We start from the raw sequence: 21246 nt of genomic DNA on the forward strand, positions 1-21246 counted from the left end.
TGATTTTCGTTACTTATTTTACTTATCATGTTTCGTCTTTATCTATCTTTCTCTACCTTTTTGGCTAAACTTTGCCACTTTTGCCACTCACCACTATCATCTACGTCATTGCCGATAGCTTCGTATCTAGCGTAAAAATGCTCAACAAATTTCTTGCACTCTTCATCTTTTGGCAGATAGCTTAGCTCATCTTTTTTGCAAAATTTCTCCAAAAACGTGCTCGCATCATCTTTTTTAGCGTATGTTTGCGCTAGATCGTAGTAGTTTTCTAAGCAAATTTCTTTAAATTTAGCGTAAGCTTGTTCGCTCATATCCACGCTTAGTTTGCCATCAAATTTAAGCACTCCAGCTCTAAAAAGTAGGCTAAGATGTATGAGCCCCTCGCAGTAATAAGCCCTTACCTCATCAACCTTTCGCCACGCAATAAGCCCAACCGCACGGGCGATCAGCTCGTGAAAGACGGCCATTTTATACTCCGCCTCTTCGTGCAAGAAGAAATTTACTAACCCGCCAGTCGTCGCCTTGTACTCTTCTATAAATTTAAAGACGCCACTTTTATTCATGCTCATCTCGGTATCAAGTCCGATAAAGAGAATGTGCCCAAACTCATGACCGATCGTTGAGATTTCATAGACTTTTTTCCAAATTTTTGACTTTAAAAATAAAATCTCTCTGCCAAAATCCAAAAACTCCTTGCTAAAAATTTCAGCCCCAAGCTTCATAAAAGGCTTTGCCTTTGCGCCCTCATAGACGTGATTTACAAAGGCAAAAATTTTCTTACCACATTTTGCGCTAACACTCTCATCATTTGGCACGACTTGAGCGCTAAAAAGCCCGTTTAGCTCCGCTGCGTAATAGATCATCGGCACGCTTATATAAAGCTGCGTTCTAGCGATATTTTCGCTAACTGCCCTATTTGTCTCAGCGTTATCAAATTTTATCTTTTCGCAAACGCTCTTATAAGTTTTTGCAACTTTTTCTTTAAATTTAAGCTCGTCAATGCCCTCGCTATCAACCAGCCTGATGTCCCACTCAAGTGCGACTGCATGCGTATAGGCATCCTCGTAATACTCTAGCGGATGGCCTGGCTGAAGTGCACCTTTTACATCCATCCACGCTATCTCAGCCTCTTGCCAAGCGCTTATCACCTTTGTATTATCCTCTTCGCAAAAGGCATCTTGTAGCTTTTCGAGGTATTTTACGTAAGATTTTTGCTCGTCATTTTTGGCTAAATTTCTTAAATTTTCAAGATTTTTAGCAAAGGTGCTTTTAAGCTCTCTCACCTCATCTTTAAAAGCGAGTGCGTAAGGCAAAAAGCTAAATTTATCACCTTCTTTTACTACCGCGCCATACGTTCTATCGGCCCTTACGCCGTTAGCATCGCACTGAAATAAAGCGTTTTTAGTGATAAACTCATTTGCCTGGCTTAAATCTTTAAATTTAGCCTCAAACTCTTTATTTGTAGTGTCGATAATACGATCCTGCCATGAAATTTGCCACGCATTTAGACTTAGGCCAAGCTCATGCATAGCCTGCACAAAGGCTTGGTTAAATGGATCTAAAATTTTCTCTTCTTTGGCCTTTTCTAAAAGCTTGGCGTGCAGGTTTTCATATAAATTTCTAACGTAGCCATACATTAAATTTAGCACGCGTTTTTGCTCGTCTTCGCCTAAATTTAGCTTTTTTAGCTCATTTTGAAGCGGATCTACTTTAAGATCTACTATCCTTCTTGCAAGGGCTAGTTTTTGGCTTGGTGTGCCAGCAAGAGCACAAATTTTAACAGCCTCGTTTATGATATCATCGTCTAAATTTTTATAAATAGCATTTAACTTCTTTTTTTGCTCTTTTGCAAGTTCGTTTAATCTTTTAAAATCGTTCATATTTTATCCCCTGAAGTTACAAGATTTTAGCATAAAGCCATTAAAATTTGCTACAATCAACCAAAAATTTTAACATCTAAAAGGCAAAAAATGGATATTTTAAAAGATTTTGGTGAGCCACGTATCAAACAAGTTATGTTGCCAAAGGACACAAACTCAGCTGGAAATATCTTTGGTGGCTGGATAATGAGTCAGATCGACCTTGCAGGTGCACAAGCTGCAAGAGAAATTTCTCCTGAACGCGTTGTGACCATTTCTATGAAAGAGATCATTTTTAAGCAACCTGTCTTTGTTGGCGATGTGCTAAGCTGCTACGCAAAGATCATTTCAGTTGGCAAAACATCGATAACAACGCAAATAGAAGTAACCGCTCTTAGGCTAAATCCGGGCGGATATAGAGAAACTATACACGTTACAAGCGCTACTGCAACTTACGTAAGCGTGACGAAAGATGGACTTAAAAAGCCAATCGATGAGAAACTAAAACAGCTTCATGGATTTTAAAAATTTGGTTGCGATTTATGCAACCAAATTGAAAAATTAATACTACTTTTAAAAATTATTGAAATTCTTAAACTAAAAGCAATATTTTTCAACTTCTTTAAATGCTTTGTGAAGTAAAATCAGGCTCTATACATTTTTTGGGAGAAAAATGAAAAAATCACGTCTAGGTCTTTTGCAAACACAAATCACAAAGATCCTAACTCAAAATGAGCTTGATAAATTTGAGTACAAAGAGCTACCAAAAACAAGCATAATCTACACCGAAGAGATCAAGATCATCATCTTAAAAAGTGGCTGTGCAAAGCTTTCATTTTTTGAAGATGGAGAGGAATTTATCCTTTATCATTTAGAAGCGAGCAACATCGCCGTGCTTGATGATAATTGCGCTTTTGAAGTGCTTGAAGATGCTGAAATTTATGCCATAAATTTGAACAAAATAGGTGAAATTTTATCAAATTCAAATGTCGCAGATGAAATTTTAAAAGCTGTGCTAAATGCGGTGATCGTGCAACGCCAGATCATAAAATCCATACTTTTTGAAGATGCAAAAGGTAGGATTGCAAATTTTTTGATCGAGCTTGCAAAGGAGCAAGATCTAAAGCAAAATGGATATCACTACATATTTTTGCCATTTTCTCTAAAAGTGCTCTCAAGCTTTGTGGGGCTCAAACGCCAAAGCGCCTCAACTGCTTTTAATGAGCTTATAAAAGATGACATCATAAGAAAGATCACACCACACGAGTTTTTAATAATTGATTATGAAAGACTTGAAAGTTACACAAACTAAAAATCAAAAATTTTTATAATAGCTAGCAAAAAGTAGTCTTAGAGGATTAGTCTTTGCCAAGAAGCAAAGACTAAAAATTTTTAAGCTTTTTTCTTCATATCGAATTTATTTGCCATAAAGCCAACTAAACCAACAAAGAAAAGTCCGCCGCAGATATTACCAAGTGTAACTGGAACTAAGTTTTTACCGATAAAATTTCCCCAGTTTAAAACTTCTAGCTTTTCAGCCGTGATGCCATGTCCTAGAGCCGCAGCTGCAGCAGCGATATCTCCGCCGTTTGCTGCTATATAGTGAGCTTTTGAGATGATGGCTTCAGTGATGATAAACATATTTGCCACGCAGTGCTCCATAGAGCAAGCTACAAACGCGCCGATCATCCACATAATGGCAAAGAATTTACCAGATAGATTGCTCTCACTTGTCGCAGTCCAAATAGACATACAAACAAAGACGTTACAAAAAATTCCGCGGATAAATAACTCATGAAATGGTGCTGTGATCTTACCAATAGCAGCTGGAACAAAATGTTGTAATATGTAGCCATCATACTTTAGTGGCAAGCCTGAGTAGTAGTACATATACGCAATCAATGCACCACCAACAAAGTTAAATATCCAAACAATAGCCCAGTATACGATAGTATTACCTAGTTTTAGTTTGCCTTCATATGCGCTAACACCGCTTAAAACAGAGCTTGTAAAGAGGTGACCGCCATAAAAAACAACCATCATAAGACCACAACTAAATGTGATACCACCGATAAAATTTGAAAGACCAATAGACTGGTTTTCAGCCATACCAACTGTTGAGTGAGCCCAAAAAATATCACCCATAGCAATAGCAGCTCCAGCCATGATAGCAAGGAAGATAATACTAGTAAGTGGCATATGAGCTTTGTGCTCCATAGAACTTGAGACTGCTTGTGCAGTTTCTGCTGGATTTAACATCACATTCTCCTTTTTATTTTCAATCTCGCACATGAGCCAAGCTCATCTTTGCGACCAAAGTTTAACACTTTGCAAAATCACTAAAGTCAAATCAATGCTTGCGATTAAAAGCAAAATTTTGCCTTTAGTAACCAAAAAGACTAAATCTAGCTATTTGCTAAATTTAACCGACTAAATTTTTATCAATCTCTACAATTCTCAAAAAAGCTTTTCTGGCACTTTTTTTAGCCTGCTCACTTAGTCCTTCTTCGAAATTTAAGACATTTTCGAGCAAAACGCTAATGCCAAGAAAAAGCGTCTTTGGGCAAATTTTACGCAAATAGCTTAAAAGCACTGGCGTTGGGAGGTTGTGAGTTGAGTAGATGTAGTCTCTATCGTCACTTAGGTCAAAAAACTCTATCTTATCCTCGTCAAAACCGCTCATCGCATCGACTACTATCAAGATATCAGGTGCAAATTCTCTAATAGCTGAGAATTCATTCTCAGGCACATCTTGCCCAAAAAAGACCTTCCACTCTTTTAGCTCAGCTTCTACGATGCGGCCGACTTCATTACCCACATCATCATCGCCACGCATAGGATTACCGATGCAAAGGATGGCTTTTTTCATCAAAAATCCTTCCTAAGCACGATATATCCCTCTTTTAAATTTGCCAAAATTTCTTTAAGCTTACACTCACAAAGCTGCGGCAAGAGTTTAGCGATATGCTCGGCAAAAATTTCAACTTCAAAATATTTGCTTAAATTTCCGATCTTAAATTTCACGTATTCGCCTGAGTTTTTGATCATCTCGTCAAATTCCTCATCGCTTAGCTCTAAAATTTTCTCGCTAAAATCAATCGTGCCAACGCCATGTCCCACGCAAGTGGAGAAAATTTTTATCTCCTTTAGCTCGCGTGGAAGCTTGTCGTTGTCGTCCATATGCCTTTTTGTAAGCTTATAAACTTGTATCATCTTTTACTCCAAACCTCGCTATCAACGTCTATCGCAAAGCTTTTATCAGCTTTTGCATATTTTAGATAGACATCATTATGCAAAAGCCCCATGCACTCAGCATATCTAGGATCTTCCTCTTTTTTGATAGCTGTAAGCACAGCCTCTCTTGAAATGCTTGGGTCATGGACATCTTTTGAACATTTGATAGCATTCATATATTTTTCAAAAAGGATTCTACCAAAGATATAGCTCATTAGCCTTCTGCTTTCAGCTTGCAAGTCGCGCTCGAACAAAATATCGCCTATGACCGACTTCTCAACTGAAGGTGGTAATGTATTATCTTCTTCATAGCTTTTTTTATGAAGCTTTTGATCTATGATACCAAGAGCCATGCCAAGGCCGTAAATAATGCTTGCTGGGTGTGGAGGACAGCCTGGGATATAGACATCGACTGGGATTATCTTATCGATGCCGCCCCAAACGCTATAAGCGTCGTGGAAAATTCCGCCACTGCTTCCGCATGCACCAAGAGCAACTACGATCTTAGGATCTGGAGTCGCTTCATAAGCACGAAGAAGCGGATAATACATCTGTCTTGTTACAGGACCGGTGCAGAGCAAAATATCAGCGTGTCTTGGATTTGCAACAAGCTTAAAACCAAAACGCTCAGGATCCCACATAGGTGTAATAGCTGCAAAAATTTCTATCTCACAGCCGTTACAGCTTCCGCAGTCGATCCTATAAACGCTAAAGCTTCTTTTGATATTTTTTAGATGCTCTAGCTTTGCAGTTAGATCATTTGCTGTTTTTATGTCCTCTGGGACTTGATATAGACTCATTTTATAGCCTCCTCAATGCCTTTTGTTAGCCTTTCAGCAGATTGATTTTTCTTGCACTCTGGGCAGATATAAAGGTAGTCTTTTGCCTCTTCAAGTCTGCCTGGGAGTAAATTTGCTGTGCCAAGCTTTTCAAGGGTGAAATTTATAAGCCTTTTTGGCGTAAATGGCTTGCCGCAGCATTTGCAAGTTTGCATCTCAAGCTCGCCCCTTTGTATAAGAGCGCTCTTGTCAAATTTAACCGCAAGCTCAAAGCTATCGCTAAGTCTTACAGCTCCAGTTGGGCAAACCTCATCGCAGCGACCGCAAAATATACAACGACCACAGTCAAATTCCCAAACAAGCTTTGTTTGCTCATCGTTCATCTTAAGCTCTATCGCGTTACTAGGACAAGCGATACCGCAAGCTGCACAACCTATACAAAGATCGTATGTATAGTTTGGCTGACCACGGAAATTTTCAGGAACAATATATGGCTCAAATGGATAGGCGTATGTCGCCTTTCCATATTTTTCTGTGATGTCAAATAACTTCATCATCTTAAATCCTTTTTACTAACCCCGCCATCTTGACAGAATTTTTTAAGGTCTTTTTCTGTTAAAATTTTACTTTTTTTAGTCCTTACATCAACCAAAGTAACACGCTCTGTACATGAGTAGCAAGGGTCAAGTGAGCAAACGATAAGCGCAGCGTCACTTATGTTGTTTCCTCTAAATTGATACCTTAGACTTGGCCAGTTGTTATATGTTGCAGCTCTGCATCTCCAGCGATATACTTTTTGAGCGCTGCCTTGCATGATCCAGTGAACGTTCTCGCCACGTGGTGCTTCGTCATGACCAAGTGCAAAATTTTCAGGTTTGATCATAGTCACAGGATCGATCATGATCGGAGTTTGAGGCATTAGCTCAAAGCACTGGCGGATGATGTGGATAGAGCTTTTTAGCTCTTTATATCTAACCATCTCACGAGAAAAAACGTCACAACCATGCTCAACCGCTACTTCAAATTCTATCTGCTTAAAGAAGTCGTATGGGTGATCGTAGCGGTTATCACGTTTAAAGCCAGAGCCTCTCATATTTGGACCAACTGGGCTAAAGTCACGTGCTATTTGGCGGTCTAAGATACCCACACCTTTCCAGCGTCCGATTTGGCGTTTATCCTCCATAACTGCGTCCCAAATTTCTGAAATTTGAACGTCAAGTTTATTTATGATCTCGATGCCTTTTTTGATCTCTTGGTTTGTCATATCACGTCTTAAGCCGCCCATAACGACGTTACCGTATGTTTTACGTCCGCCAGTTACAAGTTGAGCTAACTCCATAGAGTACTCACGAACCCTAAAGATGTGCATGAAAGCGTTGTAGTTACCAGTAACCTCACAAGCTAGACCGATATTTAAAAGGTGGCTGTGAAGACGCTCGATCTCAAGACAGATGACACGTATAGCTTGAGCTCTTAGTGGAATTTCAAGCTTGATAGCTTTTTCTGCTGCTTCAATACAAGCGATAGCGTGAGCATAACCACAAATTCCACAAACGCGCTCTGCAAGATAGCCCATCTGATCATAGTTCATTCTATTTTCAGCTAGCTTTTCCATACCGCGGTGTTGATAAAAGAGGCGGTAGTCAGCGTCGATGATCTCGTCGCCGTCACAGAAAAGTCTAAAGTGACCTGGCTCATCTGAAGTAATATGTAGTGGTCCAAGTGGCACATCAACTACTGCATCACCTGTTGGAAACAAAAACTCAGAATCAGGCTCATCTCTGTGATCTACTGGATCAGGGCGGTAGCGATAATCCATCGCATCTTTTCTAAGTGGGTGAAGTCCATCTGGCCAGTCATCACTTAAAACTAGACGCCTTTTATCAGGCAAACCTTCGGCTACCAAACCAAACATATCATAAGCTTCTCTTTCGTACCAAACACAAGCTGGCACTAGCGGAGTAACAGATGGAAATGTCGGATCGCTTCCTGGGATAAGGGTTTTAACAGTGATGAAGCACTTATCCTCAGCCGCAAAGTCATCCGCCTCAGTCATCTTGCTACCTTCCATTGAGATAGCATAGTAAAGCGCAAAGCTGCCATTTATCTGGCGCTCATCATTTGGTATCATAGTGCTTATAAAGCCACCGATATCATAATAAAGTGTTTTAACAGCTAGTGGAAGATCGTTTCTATCAACCAAAACTGTGATTTGATCGTCTGCTTGACGAGTTACTTCTAAAATTTTTACCTTGGTTTTTAGGATTTCAACAAATTTATCGCCTCTCATTTTAAAGCTCCCATCATTATATTAACACCGTTATCTACTAGCGTATAAAAGCTATCTACGTGCCATACGCCAAAGATTATGATAAGGGCACAAAGTGCTATAAGAGGTAAATTCTCTAACAAACTCATCTCTTTATTATGAACAACCACACCTTTTGGCTCGCCAAAGCTTGCCATGTTAAAGTGCGCAAAGTCAGCTATGAAAATAACTGCAAGCGCAATAGCAAATAGCGCAACTGCGATATATTGACCGCTTGTGATAGCTCCTACAAAGACGTTATATTCACTAACAAATATAGCAAATGCTGGAACACCGACAAGTGAGCAAACAGCCGCGCCAAACATTATAGTTGTAATTGGCGCGATCTTAACCATACCGCCCATCTTGCTCATATCTTTGTGGCCGTAAATTCTTGCAATATTGCCTGTTGAGCAAAATGCCAAAGCTTTTGTAAAGCTGTGAGCCAAGCAGTGGAATATCGCTGCAAATAGACCAAATTTACCGCCAACACCAAGTGCAAATGCGATAACACCCATGTGAACGATTGAGTGATATGCAAACATTCTTTTTACGTTGTGTTGTCTGATTAGGAAAAATCCTGCTACAAAAAGTGTGATAGTTCCTGAAACGATCATTATGCCCTCAACAAAGCTAAATCCAACAGCTTGAGCTGTGATAGCGTAGTATCTTAAGAGTGCTAGCATCGCACATTTTAAAAGCACACCTGATAGTAAAGCTGAGATAGGTGCTGGACCTTCAGCGTGAACGTCTGGTAGCCAAGTGTGAGTTGGAGCAAGACCAGCTTTTGTACCAAAGCCAATTAGAGCAAATACAAAGATAAGTTTTGCTGCATCTGGGTTTAAATTTTTAGCGTTTGCCATTATGCTTGAAAATAGCATAGAAGCTTCGCCATCTCCTAGAGTACTAAATGTGGCTGAATATAAAAGAACAGTCGCATAAAGTGCAAATGCTAGACCAATTGAGCAAAGAACGATGTATTTATAGCCACTTTCTGTTGATTTTTGATCTTTGTGGATAGCGACCAAAAATACTGAAGCAAGAGTTGTTGCCTCGATAGCTGCCCACATAAACGCAACGTTGTTGCAAATAACACTTAAAGTCATTGTAAAGATAAATACATGGCTTAACGCATAATATTTTTTAAGATCGCTTAAGTGGATGTGTCCATCTTCAAGCTCCCATCTCATGTAGTGGATAGAGTAGAAATTTACTATAAATCCAGTTACAGCGATAAGCACCAAGAAAACACAGCCTAAGCTATCTAAAAACAAAAATTTATCAAAACTATAAAAAGTTCCGCTACTTAAGACTTTAAGAACATTGTTAAGTAAAGCCACCGATGTCGCAGCAGAAAACAAAACGTGAAGTCCGCTTAATACCGCATAATTTTTAGGACTCAAAAACAAGACCAAAGCACCAAGGAGCGGTAAGATAAGTATTAAAGCTAAACTATCCATCTCTAACCCCTTAAATTTGAAGCTTTAGAAGTATCTAAGCTATCATAAGCTTTATAAAATCTAATCGCTAGAATGCTCATGATGATAACGGCAAATATTGCATCTGTTAAAATTCCAAGCTCGACTAACTCATGTGAGTTATAAGCCATTAGAGCAAGGCTTAGGTGGATACCGTTTTCAAACAAGCAGTAAGCTAGAATTTGTTTTATAAATGAGTTTCTTAGCATGAAGCCAAAAATTCCCATCATAAAGACCGTTCCAGCTGCGATTAGCATGATCTCTTCTTTAATAAGAGAGAATTTTAAAAATATAGGGTGGATACTCATTGAAAGAGCTAGAGAAAATCCCATAGCGATAACAGGACTTACAAAAAATCCACCAACTGGCTCATCTTCGCTAACTACGCCAAGTTTTTTGATAAGCCAGAATAAAATTCCTGGCACAAGCAAAACTTTGGTAAAAAATGCAACGATCGCCCAAGTTTTGAGTTGCTCGGCGTTAAATTTCTCAGATAGCAAGAAAAATATGCTAACTAAAAGTAGTGTCTCAATCGCATAAGCGATGATTGAGAGTTTTAAGCTTCTAAGACCAAAAACCGCAAGCGAAGTTACGATCATGCAAATGGCTAAAATATCAAGTGTTTGCATCTCACACTCCTACTACATAAAGTGTTAGTGCAACAAACGAGATAGCAAGTGCACCAAGTGCATTTTTGCGTAAAGATGAAGTCATTTTAAAGCGTGGTCCAAAGTTGTCTATAAAGACAGCCGCTACGTAAAATACTCCAGTTTTTATCACAAAAACGATAATAGCTAAGAAAGGATTGCTAAAATTCCATGGCTCAAATATAGTTAGGAAAAGTCCGATCATAGCAAACTGTTTTAATATAAGTGATGCTTGAACTAAACCAAGGTCGCTACCTGCATACTCGCCAAGTAAGCCTTCTTGAAGCTCTTGCTCAGCTTCAGCTACGTCAAATGGTTTTCTACCAGTCTCAACATACATACACCATAAAAATGCGATAGAAGCTACGGCAAAACTTGGGATTTGATATCCGATAACACCAGTTTTTACCATCTCTTGGATCTCAATTAAATTTGATGTTTTAGCTGCAAGCATTACTACGATTAGGCACATGATCATAACTGGCTCAACATATACACCAAGCATTTGCTCCCTGCCGCCGCCTGTTGCTGCAAATGGGTTGCCGCTATCCATTGAAGCTGCACCAAATACAAATCTAAGCAATGCGCCAAGATAGAGGATCACAAATATATCTGAATACGCTCCAAAAACAGTATCTTTGCTATATGTTATAGGTATAGCAGCTAGCACTGCAGCTGAAGTTGCAAAAAGGAAAAATGGAGCCCATCTAAATACCCAGTGAGAGCACTCAGGGACGGTTCTTCCTCTTCTAAAGAGTTTTATAATATCACGATATGTTTGAAAGAAATCGCTACCTTGTTTTGATTGAAGTCTAGCTCTTAGTTTTCTTGCCATACCATCAAACAAAGGAGCTACCAAAACGATAACGATTACTTGAAATATCATTAAAAGTATAGTTTGCATTTTCGTCTCCTAAACTAAAAAGTAGCCCACAGCAAGTATGGCACAAAGATAAATTAGGATATAAAGCGTATAGACGTTTGTGTATCCGCTTTGAACAATGCCTAGTTTATCGGCAAATTTCATACACCATTTGATGACTGGCTCATAAAACATTCCCCACCAGATATCTTTTGGATGGTTGTGATATTCAACCGCGTCAAAATAATTTCTAGTAACGATCTTTTTATCAGCTCTAAATAGCCATTGCATAATCTTTCTAAGATCGCCTGTAAATGGGCCACCTGTCATTTGCATACGTGAGCTATATTTAAAGCCGCATGCCCAAGGATCAGTCTCGCGTGGCTTATCTCTATTTGCTTTCATAACAGCAAGGATGATAAATGGCAAAATCATAGTCGCACATAAAACTAAAGCGATAAGCGGAGTTGAGATCATACTGCCTATTGGTGAAGTTACATTTATAGCACCAAGGCTAGCTTTATAGTCACTTATAGCGATAGAATTTACAGCTTGCATGATGTAATCAACTATGTAGTTTGCGCCAAGACCAAAGCCAACGCAGCCTATCATTAGGATGATCATACCAAGAACCATGCCTATTGGACTCTCTTTAGCATTTTCCCAAATTTTTTGATCTCTTGGAGTACCTGCAAAGATAACAGCGTAAAGTTTTAAGTGCATACCAACCAAAACGCCTGTTAGCGCAAGAGCTACGACGCCAAGTGTAAATGCATATCTAACTAATGTTCCTTCCCCCATTGCACCTTGAAGCATACCTTGATATGTAAACCACTCTGAAACAAAGCCGTTTACTGGAGGCAAGGCTGCGATACCCATAATACCTATAAACATACCAAGGCTTGTCCATGGCATTTTTTTAGCAAGACCACCAAGGATGTCCATATTTTGTGTATGAGTAGCGTGGATAACCGAACCAGCACAAAGGAAAAGTAGACCTTTAAATATAGCGTGATTGACTACGTGGTAGCAACCTGCTAGAAAACCTACTGCTGCAAGTGTTAAATTTCCAGCTGCAACGCCGTAAATTCCTGTGCCAAGACCTAGCAAGATGATGCCTATGTTCTCAACTGAGTGATAAGCAAGCAAAGCCTTGAAGTCGTGTTGACAAAGAGCGTATAAAACACCAAATAGTGAGCTAGCTGCACCAAGAGCGAGTATTGTAAGACCAAAATATGTACTAAGTGGCAAGTAAAGTGTAAATTTAACTAATGTAAATAGAGCAACTTTAATCATAACGCCTGACATAAGGGCTGAAACGTTTGATGGTGCTGCTGGGTGAGCTTGTGGAAGCCAAACGTGAAATGGCCACATACCAGCTTTACTACCAAAGCCGACCAAAAATAGTGCAAATACAGCAGCAGAAGCGCCAAATGGCATCTTAACGCCCATAAATGCGCTAAACTCAAAGCTTCCTGCGTAGTATGCAGTGATAAGCAAGCCACAGGTGATACAAAATGCACCAATTTGTGCGATGCCAAGATATACCATAACTGCTTTAAGTGTATTTTTACCATCATTTACTATGATAAGGAACGATGAGATAAGAGTCATAAGCTCCCATAAAACAACAAAGCAAAATACATTATCAGCGCTAATTACTAGAAGCATTGAGAGTATAAATGTATTAAACAAACATGCAAATACGCCAACGTTTGCTTTTTTGATGTACTCATCTGCATAGCTCATACCATAAACGCTACTTGCAAATCCTATGAAAACAACGACAAAGCTAAAGAAATTTCCAAGTGGATTTAGCGCAAATTTTGGCGAATACAAAAAGCCATCCATAAGAGCAAAGCTATCGCTTACTCCCATATTTGCAACAAAGTGACACATCGCATAAAAACAGCTTAAAGCACTTAGACCAAAACCAACCTTTACAGCGGCCTTTGGAGCACAATAAAGCAAGATGCTAACGACGGCACTTACAAGAAATAGCATATAAACCGTAGTCATCTTATGCTCCTTGTCCGTTTAAAATTTTAGTAGCAAATTTATTCGCTGCTTCATAGTCTATCCTCTTACCAAGTTTATGTTTGCCCTCTTCTGGATCAATCATAACAAGAGCACTCGTCGGACAGACATCAACACAAGCTGGTCCGTTCTCACGACCAAAGCACATATCGCATTTAACAGCGATATTTTTTGCGCCTGATTGTGACTCTATCTCAAGGTTGTACTTTGGCTCGACAGCGTAATTTACTGAAGGCATAAGCTCTGCACTTGAGCTTATCGCACCGTAAGGACAAGCGATCGTGCACATCTTACAGCCTATACAAATTTCCTCGTGAAGCTCGATGCAATTATCATTAAATCGCAATGCTCCAGTTGGACACACATTCGCACAAGGACCATCGTCGCATTGTCTGCACTGAGTTGGCATAACGCCAGTAGCTTCTCTTAGCACACTTAGCCTTGCACGTGACAGCTTACCGCGTTCATAAGCGCTCTTAAAACATGCAGCCATGCAGGTTGCACATCCTATACAGCGTTTATAATCGGCAATCACAAATTTATGTTTTTTCATAAATTCCTCCCATTAAACAAGGCTAAACCGCCCTGCTCACTTTTAAAGTGATGGTTAGTCACCAAAATAGAGATAGTTAAATTTTTATTTAACATCTCAAACGCTCCTTCCTAATTTTTGTAATAATTCTATAACTTACAATGAATAAATTCCGTCATCTATCTGACAAATTTTGTATTTTTAGAATTAAATTTTTATTTTATATATCTTTAAGATTATCTACTTAATATCGATTTTTAGGTATGTTTATTTGCTAAAGGATAATATTTATTAATAAAATTTTCCTATAAAGAGTAAAAATATTTTAATTAAGTTTAAATTTACAAGTTAATTATTTAAGCTCGGGTTAATTAAATAAAGCTGAAATTTAAAAATCTAAAATATAATCCGACCTTTAATTTTAAAGGCTTTTTATGGAAATTTTTATAGTCATAGTTTTGTTTATCACTTCAGTTTTTGCTTTTATGAAATTTGCCCCTGTTTTTGGTGGCACACCAGATACTAAGAGTCAAAAACTCATAGAGGCTTCACCAAATTTTAACGGCAAAGTTTTTATAAATTTAGAGCCGACAATTGATATGGTAAAGAAAAGTCCGCAAGCATCCATGTTAAATTACATTCCGCAAACACTCTTTCCACCAAAAGGCAAGCTACCAACTAAGCCTTTGTCAAATTTAAAATTTGACGCAAAAGCCCTCAAAAATGGCGAGTTTATCTGGCTTGGGCACGTTAGCCTCATCTATAAGCCTGATGACAAAACCATCGTCACAGATCCAGTTTTGCACCGAGCATTTCCACTGCCAATTGGCGGTAAGCCCTTTGCCTACGAGCATGCTATCACCGCTAGTGATTACCCAGATGTGATCGACATCGCCCTCATCTCGCACGATCACTACGATCATCTTGATTACAAAACAATACTTGAGCTAAAGGATAGAATTTGCAAATTTCTAGTGCCGCTTGGCGTAAAAGCTCACCTTGTAAAATGGGGCGTTGATGAGTCTAAAATTTATGAGTTTGACTGGTTTGGTGATCAAAAAATAGGAAATTTAAACTTCACGTTTTGTCCTTCAAGGCACTTTAGTGGGCGCACATTTAAAAGAAACACGACACTTTGGGGTGGCTGGGCGGTTGAAGAGGCTGGCTTTAGCTTTTATTTTAGCGGAGATGGCGGATACGGCAAGCACTTTAAGATGATAAATGAGAAATTTGGCAACTTTGATCTAGTTTTCATAGAAAATGGTGCTTACAGCGATGGCTGGCCTTACGTGCATATGAAGCCAGAGGAGTCAGCGCAAGCACTAAAAGATCTTGGTGCAAAGTTTGGCGTATCGGTGCACTGGGGCAAGTTTGATCTATCTTATCACGCTTGGGATGAGCCAATCAAGCGTTTTGAAAAGGCAGCGACAAAGCTTGAGCTAAACTACGCAACGCCGATGATCGGGGAAGTTTTCACCGCACAAAATCCGCCTAGAAAAAAGTGGTGGGAGAAAATTTAGGAATAAAATTTGCTCTAAATTTTAAAATCCAAAAGGAAATGCAGATGAAAATTTCTGAAAATTTAGCAAATCTAAAAAATGTCATCGATAAAGCTGCAAAAAACGATCTTGATATGAGCGCAACTGGAAGCTTTTTACAAAATTTAGAAAAAGCGAATAAAGAGACTGAAAAAATTTATAAACAGCTAGAAAAAGAGCTAAAAAGCGATGCGCAAATGTTTAAACAATTTGACTTCATGCAGATGATAACAAAGCTTCAATACGGCAACCTAAAGCCAAATGAACGTGAAAAACTACTCAATAAAATGAGCAAGATCGCCAAGGAAATTTAATTTTAAATAGGCTTGATGCGGAGCTAAATTTTACTATTTCTGCGAAATTTGGTGGGTTTTAATGAGTGATTTTCTTAAAATATAAATTTATTTACCTGGGGTGACTTCTTGAACTCGTATATATTTCTATATTTCTACCAAAACGCTTGTGCATTCATAGCTTACATGGTGGCATAGGCATACTACTGCTTTAGGTTTTTAGGCAAATTTTTAAAATTTCATAAACGAGTAATTTCAGCTCTAAAATTTGAGCTAAGCAGTAAGTGAAGCCAGATTTTAGTAGTCAATTCTTGCAAGTGAATGAAAGTTTTAAAATTTGCAAAATAGTAAATTTCTATTTTTAAAAATATAGACTTTAAATTTAAAAACTTTATTCGAAAGGGAGATAAGGGGACTTGAATTACGAAGCCGTACCCTTATCCACTCTTTTTAATCCCCCCCCCCAAAAAAACCTCGCACGTTAGAGAGCATGCGATAGCGCTTTGCGCCGCATGTATTTTACATCAAGCAAGTGTCAGGTAAATTTTAAAATTTATGAGCGAACATATCACGGCTCTAAATTTAGTGCTAAACGTAGTGCAGCCTAAATTTAGTAGTCTGCTAAGGCGAGTGAATAAGATTTTAAAATTTGTAAGAGTATTTTATCAAAATTACAAAAACGAATTTAAAGAGTACCTATTTATATATGTAAATTTACCAGAGAGGATTTAAGAGCCAAAAAAGGCTCTTAAATTTTAGTGTAGTTCGCTCCAAACTTTGCGTTTCCAAAGCCAAGCAAAAATTCCTAATATAAAGAAGTAGATCATGACATAAAGCCCTGTGCTCTCGCGCTCAGCTTTCTTCTTGTCGCCTACTTTTTGGATATAAGCTACCACATCGTCTTCAGCGGCTTTATTTAAACCAACTCTTGGCATTGCGGTACCTGGTAGCATCTTTTGAGTATCGTTTATAAATTTATGTAAATACTCATCGCCTTTTGAACGAATCATCATAGATAGATCAGGCGGGTTTGAGCCCATATAAGTAGCAAGGCTTACTTTGTTGCTAAATGCATATTTTTTGTCATATTTTATATCATGACATCTTTGACATGCATCAGCGAAAACCTTTTCTTCAGTGATCTTATTATTTGCCTTTTCATAATCAGCAGATACCTTTTTCAAATAAGCTACTATATCGGCGGTCTCAGCATTTATATCACCACCAGCGCCCATAAATGCGGTCATCGGAAATGGATGCTCGTCGTTAAATTTATGAGTTAGCTTTAAAGCCATATTTGGATTTTTAATGAGTGCAGCTAAGAATTTATCGTTATAAATTTTACCAGCGGTACTAAGATCTGGTGGCACTACACCAAAGCTTTGACTAGCTGTCTCAGCATCCATACCAGCTGGCATACCTGCTGCCTCTATACCGTGGCATCCTGTACATCCAGCTGCTACAAAAATATCAGCACCCTTTGTAGCGTCACCTTTTGTAAGGTCGATAGAGTTAATGTCATTCCAAAATGCTGTATAGTCATCAAGAATTTTTTGTGCTACTTCTACATCTTTTGTAGCCGCATCTATGCTTGCCTTATTTCCACTAGCCTTAGCAGTCTCAAGAGCTGCCTTTTTTTGCTCTAAAAAGTGCTTTGCATAGTCAGTATCTTCTTTTGAGAAGTTATACTCAGCATTTGCAGTATGAGGGTGAAGCTTTGTGTGAGCATAAGGCTCGATACCCCAATATAAAACACCTGAAAGAATAACAACAATGGCAAAAATTTTAAGCTCTTTCATAATTAGCCCCTCTTTCTTTCAAGTATTGTTATAACTGGCAACGCAATTATAAATAAGAACAAGAATAGCAATGATGAATAAAACCCTATCCAGTCATTATAACCACCTGTTGGGAGCTTACCATATATAGATAAAACGATAAGATCGACAACTAAGACCCAAAACCATATAAAAAATAGTGGTCTTTTGTGAGCTGGAGCTACAAGGTCGCTTCTATCAAGAAGAGGTATAAGCATAAATGCAACACCTGCAAACGCAAACGCGATAAGACCGATGTTATAAGCAGAAATTCCAGCTATATCAAAGAAGAAGCCACGTAAAATTTCATATTGCCACAAGAAATACCACTCTGGATATATATGTGGTGGGGTTTTTAGTGGATTTGCTGGCTCAAAGTTGATAGGATCCATTGCAAAATTGAAGTGATAGCAAACAAGATAGATGACAAATATCATAAAAAATGATACATACATAAAGTCTTTTGCCAAAAATCCTGGCCAAAATGGTATAACTTTAGATTTCGCTCTATCGCCGTGTAGATACTCTTGTGCCTCTACTTCAAAGTCTATATCTTCGCTTGTTAGGTTATTAACGTGTGGAACTCTTAAAGAGTAGAAGTGAATAACCAAAACAGCTATTGTTACAAGTGGCAATAAACAAACATGAAGCATAAAAAATCTAGTAAGTGTTGAGTCGCCAACTGCGTAATCACCTCTAATCCACTCAACTAAAGCATCGCCAATAACTGGCACACCGCCAAAAAGCTGAGTAATAACAGTTGCCGCCCAGTAGCTCATCTGTCCCCATGGGAGCATATAACCACTAAATGCCTCTGCTGAAAAACAGATAAATAGCACCATACCACTTATCCAAATGACTTCTCTGCCTCTTTTGTATGAACCATAGTAAAGTCCAGTAAGCAAGTGAATATACATAATAAGAAATATCGTAGAAGCCGAAACTGCGTGAATATGACGCCAAAGCCAGCCATACTCGACCTCTTGCATGATAGTATAATTTACACTATCAAATGCCAAATTTACATCTGGTTTGTAATACATTAAAAGTAAAAAACCAGTAACGATTAAGAGCATAAAAAGCGTTGTTAAAATAACGCCCATTGCCCAAAGAAAATTTATATTTTTTGGAATCCAGTATTCGCTAACTAGAACCTTTATAAGTTTTGTAAAAGCTAGGCGTTGATCAAGCCAGTCAATAACGCCAGTTGATTTATGAGCTAAAGACATTGCTATCCTCCTAAGCTTTTGCTACTAATTTTTCGTATTCTGGGCTTGTTTCGCCTAGAACTAGCTTGGTTCCATCGATCTTAAATGGTGGTATATCAAGTGGTCTTGGAGGAGGTCCGTATGTTTGCATTCCGTCGGCATTAAATTCGCCGCCATGACAGGCACATACAAACATTTGTTTGCTTGCTTTATACTCAGGTATACAGCCAAGATGCGTGCAAAGTCCGATAAGAACTACGTATCTAGCATCCCCTACGACAACATCTCTTTTGTCATTTTTAGCCATATCAGGACTTTTTTTGAGGATGAAAATAGGCTTTTTACGCCACTCAACCTGCCTCATTTCTCCATCTTTGATCGGACTTAGATCAACTGTTGTGAAACCAGCAGCTTTTACGCTTGGAAGCGGATCCCAAGTCTTTTTAACAGCCACTAGTGACATAGCGCCGCCGACAGCTGCCACAGCACCAAACGCAAGGCCGATAAAGCTACGTCTTTCTTGCTTTACTGACATTAAATTCCTTTCTATAAATAAATTCTTAACGATTATACTCTCAAAAAATTAAAAAAGTATAATTTCTAAATATAATCTGCAAAAATAATGTTAATTTTAGCTTAAACGTAAATCTTGATTTTAAGATAAAAATTTTTAAGCTTTATGGCTTTTTGAACTAAATCTAAAATCAAAATCAGCCAAACTTTTTCTCATTCATCTTTATATAGATATGTAAGATATCAATTGCAGCTGGCGTGATGCCTGAAATTTCACTCGCAGCAAAAAGCGTAGGCGGTGCAAATTTCTCAAGCTTTTCGACCACTTCATTACTAAGACCACTCACACCTCTAAAGTCAAAATTTTCAGGAATTTTCACATCCATCATATCTTTCATTTTTTCTATCTGATTTTTTTGCTCATTTATGTAGTGCTGATATTTACACTCGGTTAAAATTTGATCCACACTCGCATCATCTAAATTTGAAAATTTCTGATCAAGCTTTCTTAGTTTCTCAGCCGTAAAGCTCTTACGTGCGACAATCTTTTGAAGGCTCACATTTTGGCTTATTGGCTCTTCATCAAGGCTAGCTAAAAGCTCTAAATTTTGCTTACTTGGCGTAATTTGCGTATTGTTAAGGTAGGCAAGCCCATCTTTTAAATTTTGCCTGATAGCTTCAATTTCATTAAAAGTCTCGTCATCAATAAGTCCAAGCTCATGGCCATATCCGCCAAGCCTTAAAATGGCATTTTCCTCACGCAAAAGCAAGCGGTACTCCGCCCTACTCGTAAACATTCTATATGGCTCTTTTGTCCCTTTTGTGACAAGATCATCTATCAAAACGCCGATATACGCCTCGTCGCGGCGCAAGACAAGTGGCTCTTTATTATCAAGTGAAAGCGCTGCATTTATGCCAGCCATTAGCCCCTGAGCGCCAGCCTCCTCGTATCCAGTAGTGCCGTTTATCTGCCCAGCTAGATAAAGACCTTTTACCTTTTTAGTCTCCAAACTATGTTTTAACTGTGTTGGCTCAACGTAATCGTACTCGATAGCATATCCATGCCTTACTATTTTTGCGTTTTCAAAGCCCTTTACGGAGCGTAGCATTTGCACTTGCACCTCATAAGGCAAGCTAGTCGAAAAGCCGTTTATGTAGTACTCTGTAGCTTCAAGAGTCTGAGGCTCAATGAAAAGATGGTGTCTGTCGCGGTCGCCAAAGCGGTTTATCTTATCCTCGATACTTGGACAATACCTTGGTCCGATGCCCTCGATCTGTCCTGTAAAAAGTGGCGCTTTGTCGAAATTTGAGCGAATTATTTCATGCGTGGTTTCATTTGTATAGGCGATGTAGCAAGGTAGCTGTGTTGGTGAGAAATTTTTAGTTCTAAAGCTAAATGCAACTGGCTTTGCATCGCCATCTTGCTTCTCTAAAATTTCAAAATTTATCGTTTTTGCATCGATCCTTGGACATGTTCCAGTCTTTAGCCTGCCTAAATTTAGCCCAAGCTCTCTTAGACTAGAGCTTAGATCTTTTGCGCTTAGCTCGCCCACGCGGCCAGCTTCTAGTTTGTTAAATCCAACGTGGATTAGCCCGTTTAAAAATGTGCCAGTTGTAATTATCACTTTTTTTGCGTTATAGATGTTATTTAGGTGGGTTTTAACGCCAGTTACTTCGCCATTTTGGCTTAAAATTTCAGTGGCGATCTCTTGAGAAATTTCTAAATTTGGCGTATTTAAAAGCAAATTTCTCATATAAACTCTATATCTATCCATATCGATCTGAGCGCGGCTACCACGCACTGCTGGACCTTTACTCTCATTTAGCACGCGAAACTGGATACCAACAGCATCAGTCGTAAGTCCCATCTGACCGCCAAGTGCGTCGATCTCTTTTACAAGATGTCCTTTTGCAAGGCCTCCGATGGCTGGATTACAGCTTGCGGCGCCTATTTGCTCGGCTAAGATCGTGATCAGTAAAGTTTGCTTGCCCATTCTAGCAGCCGCAAGACTTGCCTCAATGCCTGCATGCCCGCCGCCAATGACGATTATTTCATAGTTCATGATAAATTTTTCCTATTTTTTAGATTGTGTGATTTTATCCAAAAGCATATAAAATTTAAATTTCTTAAAAATTTTTAT

At 38.7% G+C, this 21246-nt stretch carries 21 protein-coding genes; 5 read left to right on the forward strand and 16 right to left on the reverse strand.

Annotated features, from left to right (window positions below; genetic code table 11):
• Positions 1–38: 38 nt before the first annotated feature.
• Positions 39–1880, reverse strand: coding sequence for an invasion protein CiaB (gene ciaB, locus ATCC51562_RS08335; protein WP_021091870.1), 1842 nt, complete (start codon positions 1878–1880; stop codon positions 39–41).
• A gap of 90 nt (positions 1881–1970) precedes the next feature.
• On the opposite strand from ciaB, the gene ATCC51562_RS08340 reads away from it, so the two are divergent.
• Both ATCC51562_RS08340 and ATCC51562_RS08345 read left to right on the forward strand, forming a co-directional pair.
• Positions 1971–2384, forward strand: coding sequence for an acyl-CoA thioesterase (locus ATCC51562_RS08340; RefSeq protein ID WP_021091795.1), 414 nt, complete (start codon positions 1971–1973; stop codon positions 2382–2384).
• Between the two features lie 148 nt (positions 2385–2532).
• Entirely contained in the window at positions 2533–3171 is a 639-nt protein-coding gene (locus tag ATCC51562_RS08345; protein WP_021091737.1) for a Crp/Fnr family transcriptional regulator, read from the forward strand.
• Between the two features lie 80 nt (positions 3172–3251).
• On the opposite strand, the gene ATCC51562_RS08350 is transcribed toward ATCC51562_RS08345, so the two are convergent.
• The 11 genes from ATCC51562_RS08350 to ATCC51562_RS08400 all read right to left on the reverse strand — a co-directional run bounded on the left by ATCC51562_RS08350 (position 3252) and on the right by ATCC51562_RS08400 (position 13757).
• The gene (locus ATCC51562_RS08350; protein ID WP_021091821.1) at positions 3252–4118 is read right to left on the reverse strand and encodes a formate/nitrite transporter family protein; all 867 of its coding nucleotides are present in this window, start codon (positions 4116–4118) and stop codon (positions 3252–3254) included.
• Between the two features lie 163 nt (positions 4119–4281).
• Positions 4282–4728, reverse strand: coding sequence for a hydrogenase 3 maturation endopeptidase HyCI (locus ATCC51562_RS08355; protein WP_021091859.1), 447 nt, complete (start codon positions 4726–4728; stop codon positions 4282–4284).
• The gene (locus ATCC51562_RS08360) at positions 4728–5072 is read right to left on the reverse strand and encodes a formate hydrogenlyase maturation HycH family protein (protein ID WP_021091884.1); all 345 of its coding nucleotides are present in this window, start codon (positions 5070–5072) and stop codon (positions 4728–4730) included. Before ATCC51562_RS08360 ends, ATCC51562_RS08355 begins: the two co-directional genes overlap by 1 nt.
• On the reverse strand, positions 5069–5893 hold the full coding sequence (locus ATCC51562_RS08365) for an NADH-quinone oxidoreductase subunit B family protein (RefSeq protein ID WP_021091627.1): 825 nt from the start codon (positions 5891–5893) through the stop codon (positions 5069–5071). The genes ATCC51562_RS08360 and ATCC51562_RS08365 overlap by 4 nt, the downstream gene beginning before the upstream one ends.
• Positions 5890–6429 carry a formate hydrogenlyase complex iron-sulfur subunit gene (locus tag ATCC51562_RS08370; RefSeq protein WP_021091765.1) on the reverse strand — a complete coding sequence of 180 codons (540 nt, stop codon included), beginning with the start codon at positions 6427–6429 and terminating at the stop codon, positions 5890–5892. The genes ATCC51562_RS08365 and ATCC51562_RS08370 overlap by 4 nt, the downstream gene beginning before the upstream one ends.
• Entirely contained in the window at positions 6426–8162 is a 1737-nt protein-coding gene (locus ATCC51562_RS08375; RefSeq protein ID WP_021091787.1) for an NADH-quinone oxidoreductase subunit C, read from the reverse strand. The genes ATCC51562_RS08370 and ATCC51562_RS08375 overlap by 4 nt, the downstream gene beginning before the upstream one ends.
• Positions 8159–9640: a hydrogenase 4 subunit F gene (locus tag ATCC51562_RS08380; RefSeq protein ID WP_021091695.1), complete on the reverse strand. Its 1482-nt coding sequence runs from the start codon at positions 9638–9640 to the stop codon at positions 8159–8161. Before ATCC51562_RS08380 ends, ATCC51562_RS08375 begins: the two co-directional genes overlap by 4 nt.
• A gap of 2 nt (positions 9641–9642) precedes the next feature.
• Entirely contained in the window at positions 9643–10287 is a 645-nt protein-coding gene (gene hyfE / locus ATCC51562_RS08385) for a hydrogenase 4 membrane subunit (RefSeq protein ID WP_021091711.1), read from the reverse strand.
• Position 10288: 1 nt separating this feature from the next.
• Entirely contained in the window at positions 10289–11209 is a 921-nt protein-coding gene (locus ATCC51562_RS08390; protein WP_021091603.1) for a respiratory chain complex I subunit 1 family protein, read from the reverse strand.
• A gap of 9 nt (positions 11210–11218) precedes the next feature.
• Complete coding sequence (locus ATCC51562_RS08395; RefSeq protein ID WP_021091554.1) at positions 11219–13186, reverse strand: proton-conducting transporter membrane subunit; 1968 nt, start codon at positions 13184–13186, stop codon at positions 11219–11221.
• A 1-nt stretch (position 13187) separates the two neighbouring features.
• A complete protein-coding gene (locus ATCC51562_RS08400) occupies positions 13188–13757 on the reverse strand; it encodes a 4Fe-4S dicluster domain-containing protein (RefSeq protein WP_021091760.1) in 570 nt (189 codons plus the stop codon).
• Between the two features lie 413 nt (positions 13758–14170).
• Here ATCC51562_RS08400 and ATCC51562_RS08405 point away from each other — a divergent pair, with 413 nt between their 5' ends.
• The 3 genes from ATCC51562_RS08405 (at position 14171) to ATCC51562_RS09635 (ending at position 16299) form a co-directional block, all read left to right on the forward strand.
• Entirely contained in the window at positions 14171–15256 is a 1086-nt protein-coding gene (locus ATCC51562_RS08405) for an MBL fold metallo-hydrolase (protein ID WP_021091581.1), read from the forward strand.
• Between the two features lie 44 nt (positions 15257–15300).
• Positions 15301–15588 carry a hypothetical protein gene (locus ATCC51562_RS08410; RefSeq protein ID WP_021091759.1) on the forward strand — a complete coding sequence of 96 codons (288 nt, stop codon included), beginning with the start codon at positions 15301–15303 and terminating at the stop codon, positions 15586–15588.
• Between the two features lie 534 nt (positions 15589–16122).
• Positions 16123–16299, forward strand: a complete 177-nt coding sequence (locus ATCC51562_RS09635) for a hypothetical protein (protein ID WP_021091875.1) — start codon at positions 16123–16125, stop codon at positions 16297–16299.
• A gap of 23 nt (positions 16300–16322) precedes the next feature.
• Here the strand turns inward: ATCC51562_RS09635 and ATCC51562_RS08415 are convergent, their stop codons facing one another.
• The 4 genes from ATCC51562_RS08415 to mnmG form a co-directional block, all read right to left on the reverse strand.
• Positions 16323–17366 carry a c-type cytochrome gene (locus ATCC51562_RS08415; RefSeq protein WP_021091784.1) on the reverse strand — a complete coding sequence of 348 codons (1044 nt, stop codon included), beginning with the start codon at positions 17364–17366 and terminating at the stop codon, positions 16323–16325.
• Between the two features lie 2 nt (positions 17367–17368).
• The gene (locus ATCC51562_RS08420) at positions 17369–18613 is read right to left on the reverse strand and encodes a cytochrome b (protein WP_021091658.1); all 1245 of its coding nucleotides are present in this window, start codon (positions 18611–18613) and stop codon (positions 17369–17371) included.
• A 10-nt stretch (positions 18614–18623) separates the two neighbouring features.
• The gene (gene petA / locus ATCC51562_RS08425) at positions 18624–19127 is read right to left on the reverse strand and encodes a ubiquinol-cytochrome c reductase iron-sulfur subunit (protein ID WP_021091707.1); all 504 of its coding nucleotides are present in this window, start codon (positions 19125–19127) and stop codon (positions 18624–18626) included.
• Positions 19128–19302: 175 nt separating this feature from the next.
• A complete protein-coding gene (mnmG, locus tag ATCC51562_RS08430) occupies positions 19303–21168 on the reverse strand; it encodes a tRNA uridine-5-carboxymethylaminomethyl(34) synthesis enzyme MnmG (protein ID WP_021091655.1) in 1866 nt (621 codons plus the stop codon).
• Positions 21169–21246: the final 78 nt, after the last annotated feature.

This window comes from Campylobacter concisus ATCC 51562 (assembly GCF_000466745.1).
Taxonomy (GTDB): Bacteria; Campylobacterota; Campylobacteria; order Campylobacterales; family Campylobacteraceae; genus Campylobacter_A; species Campylobacter_A concisus_B.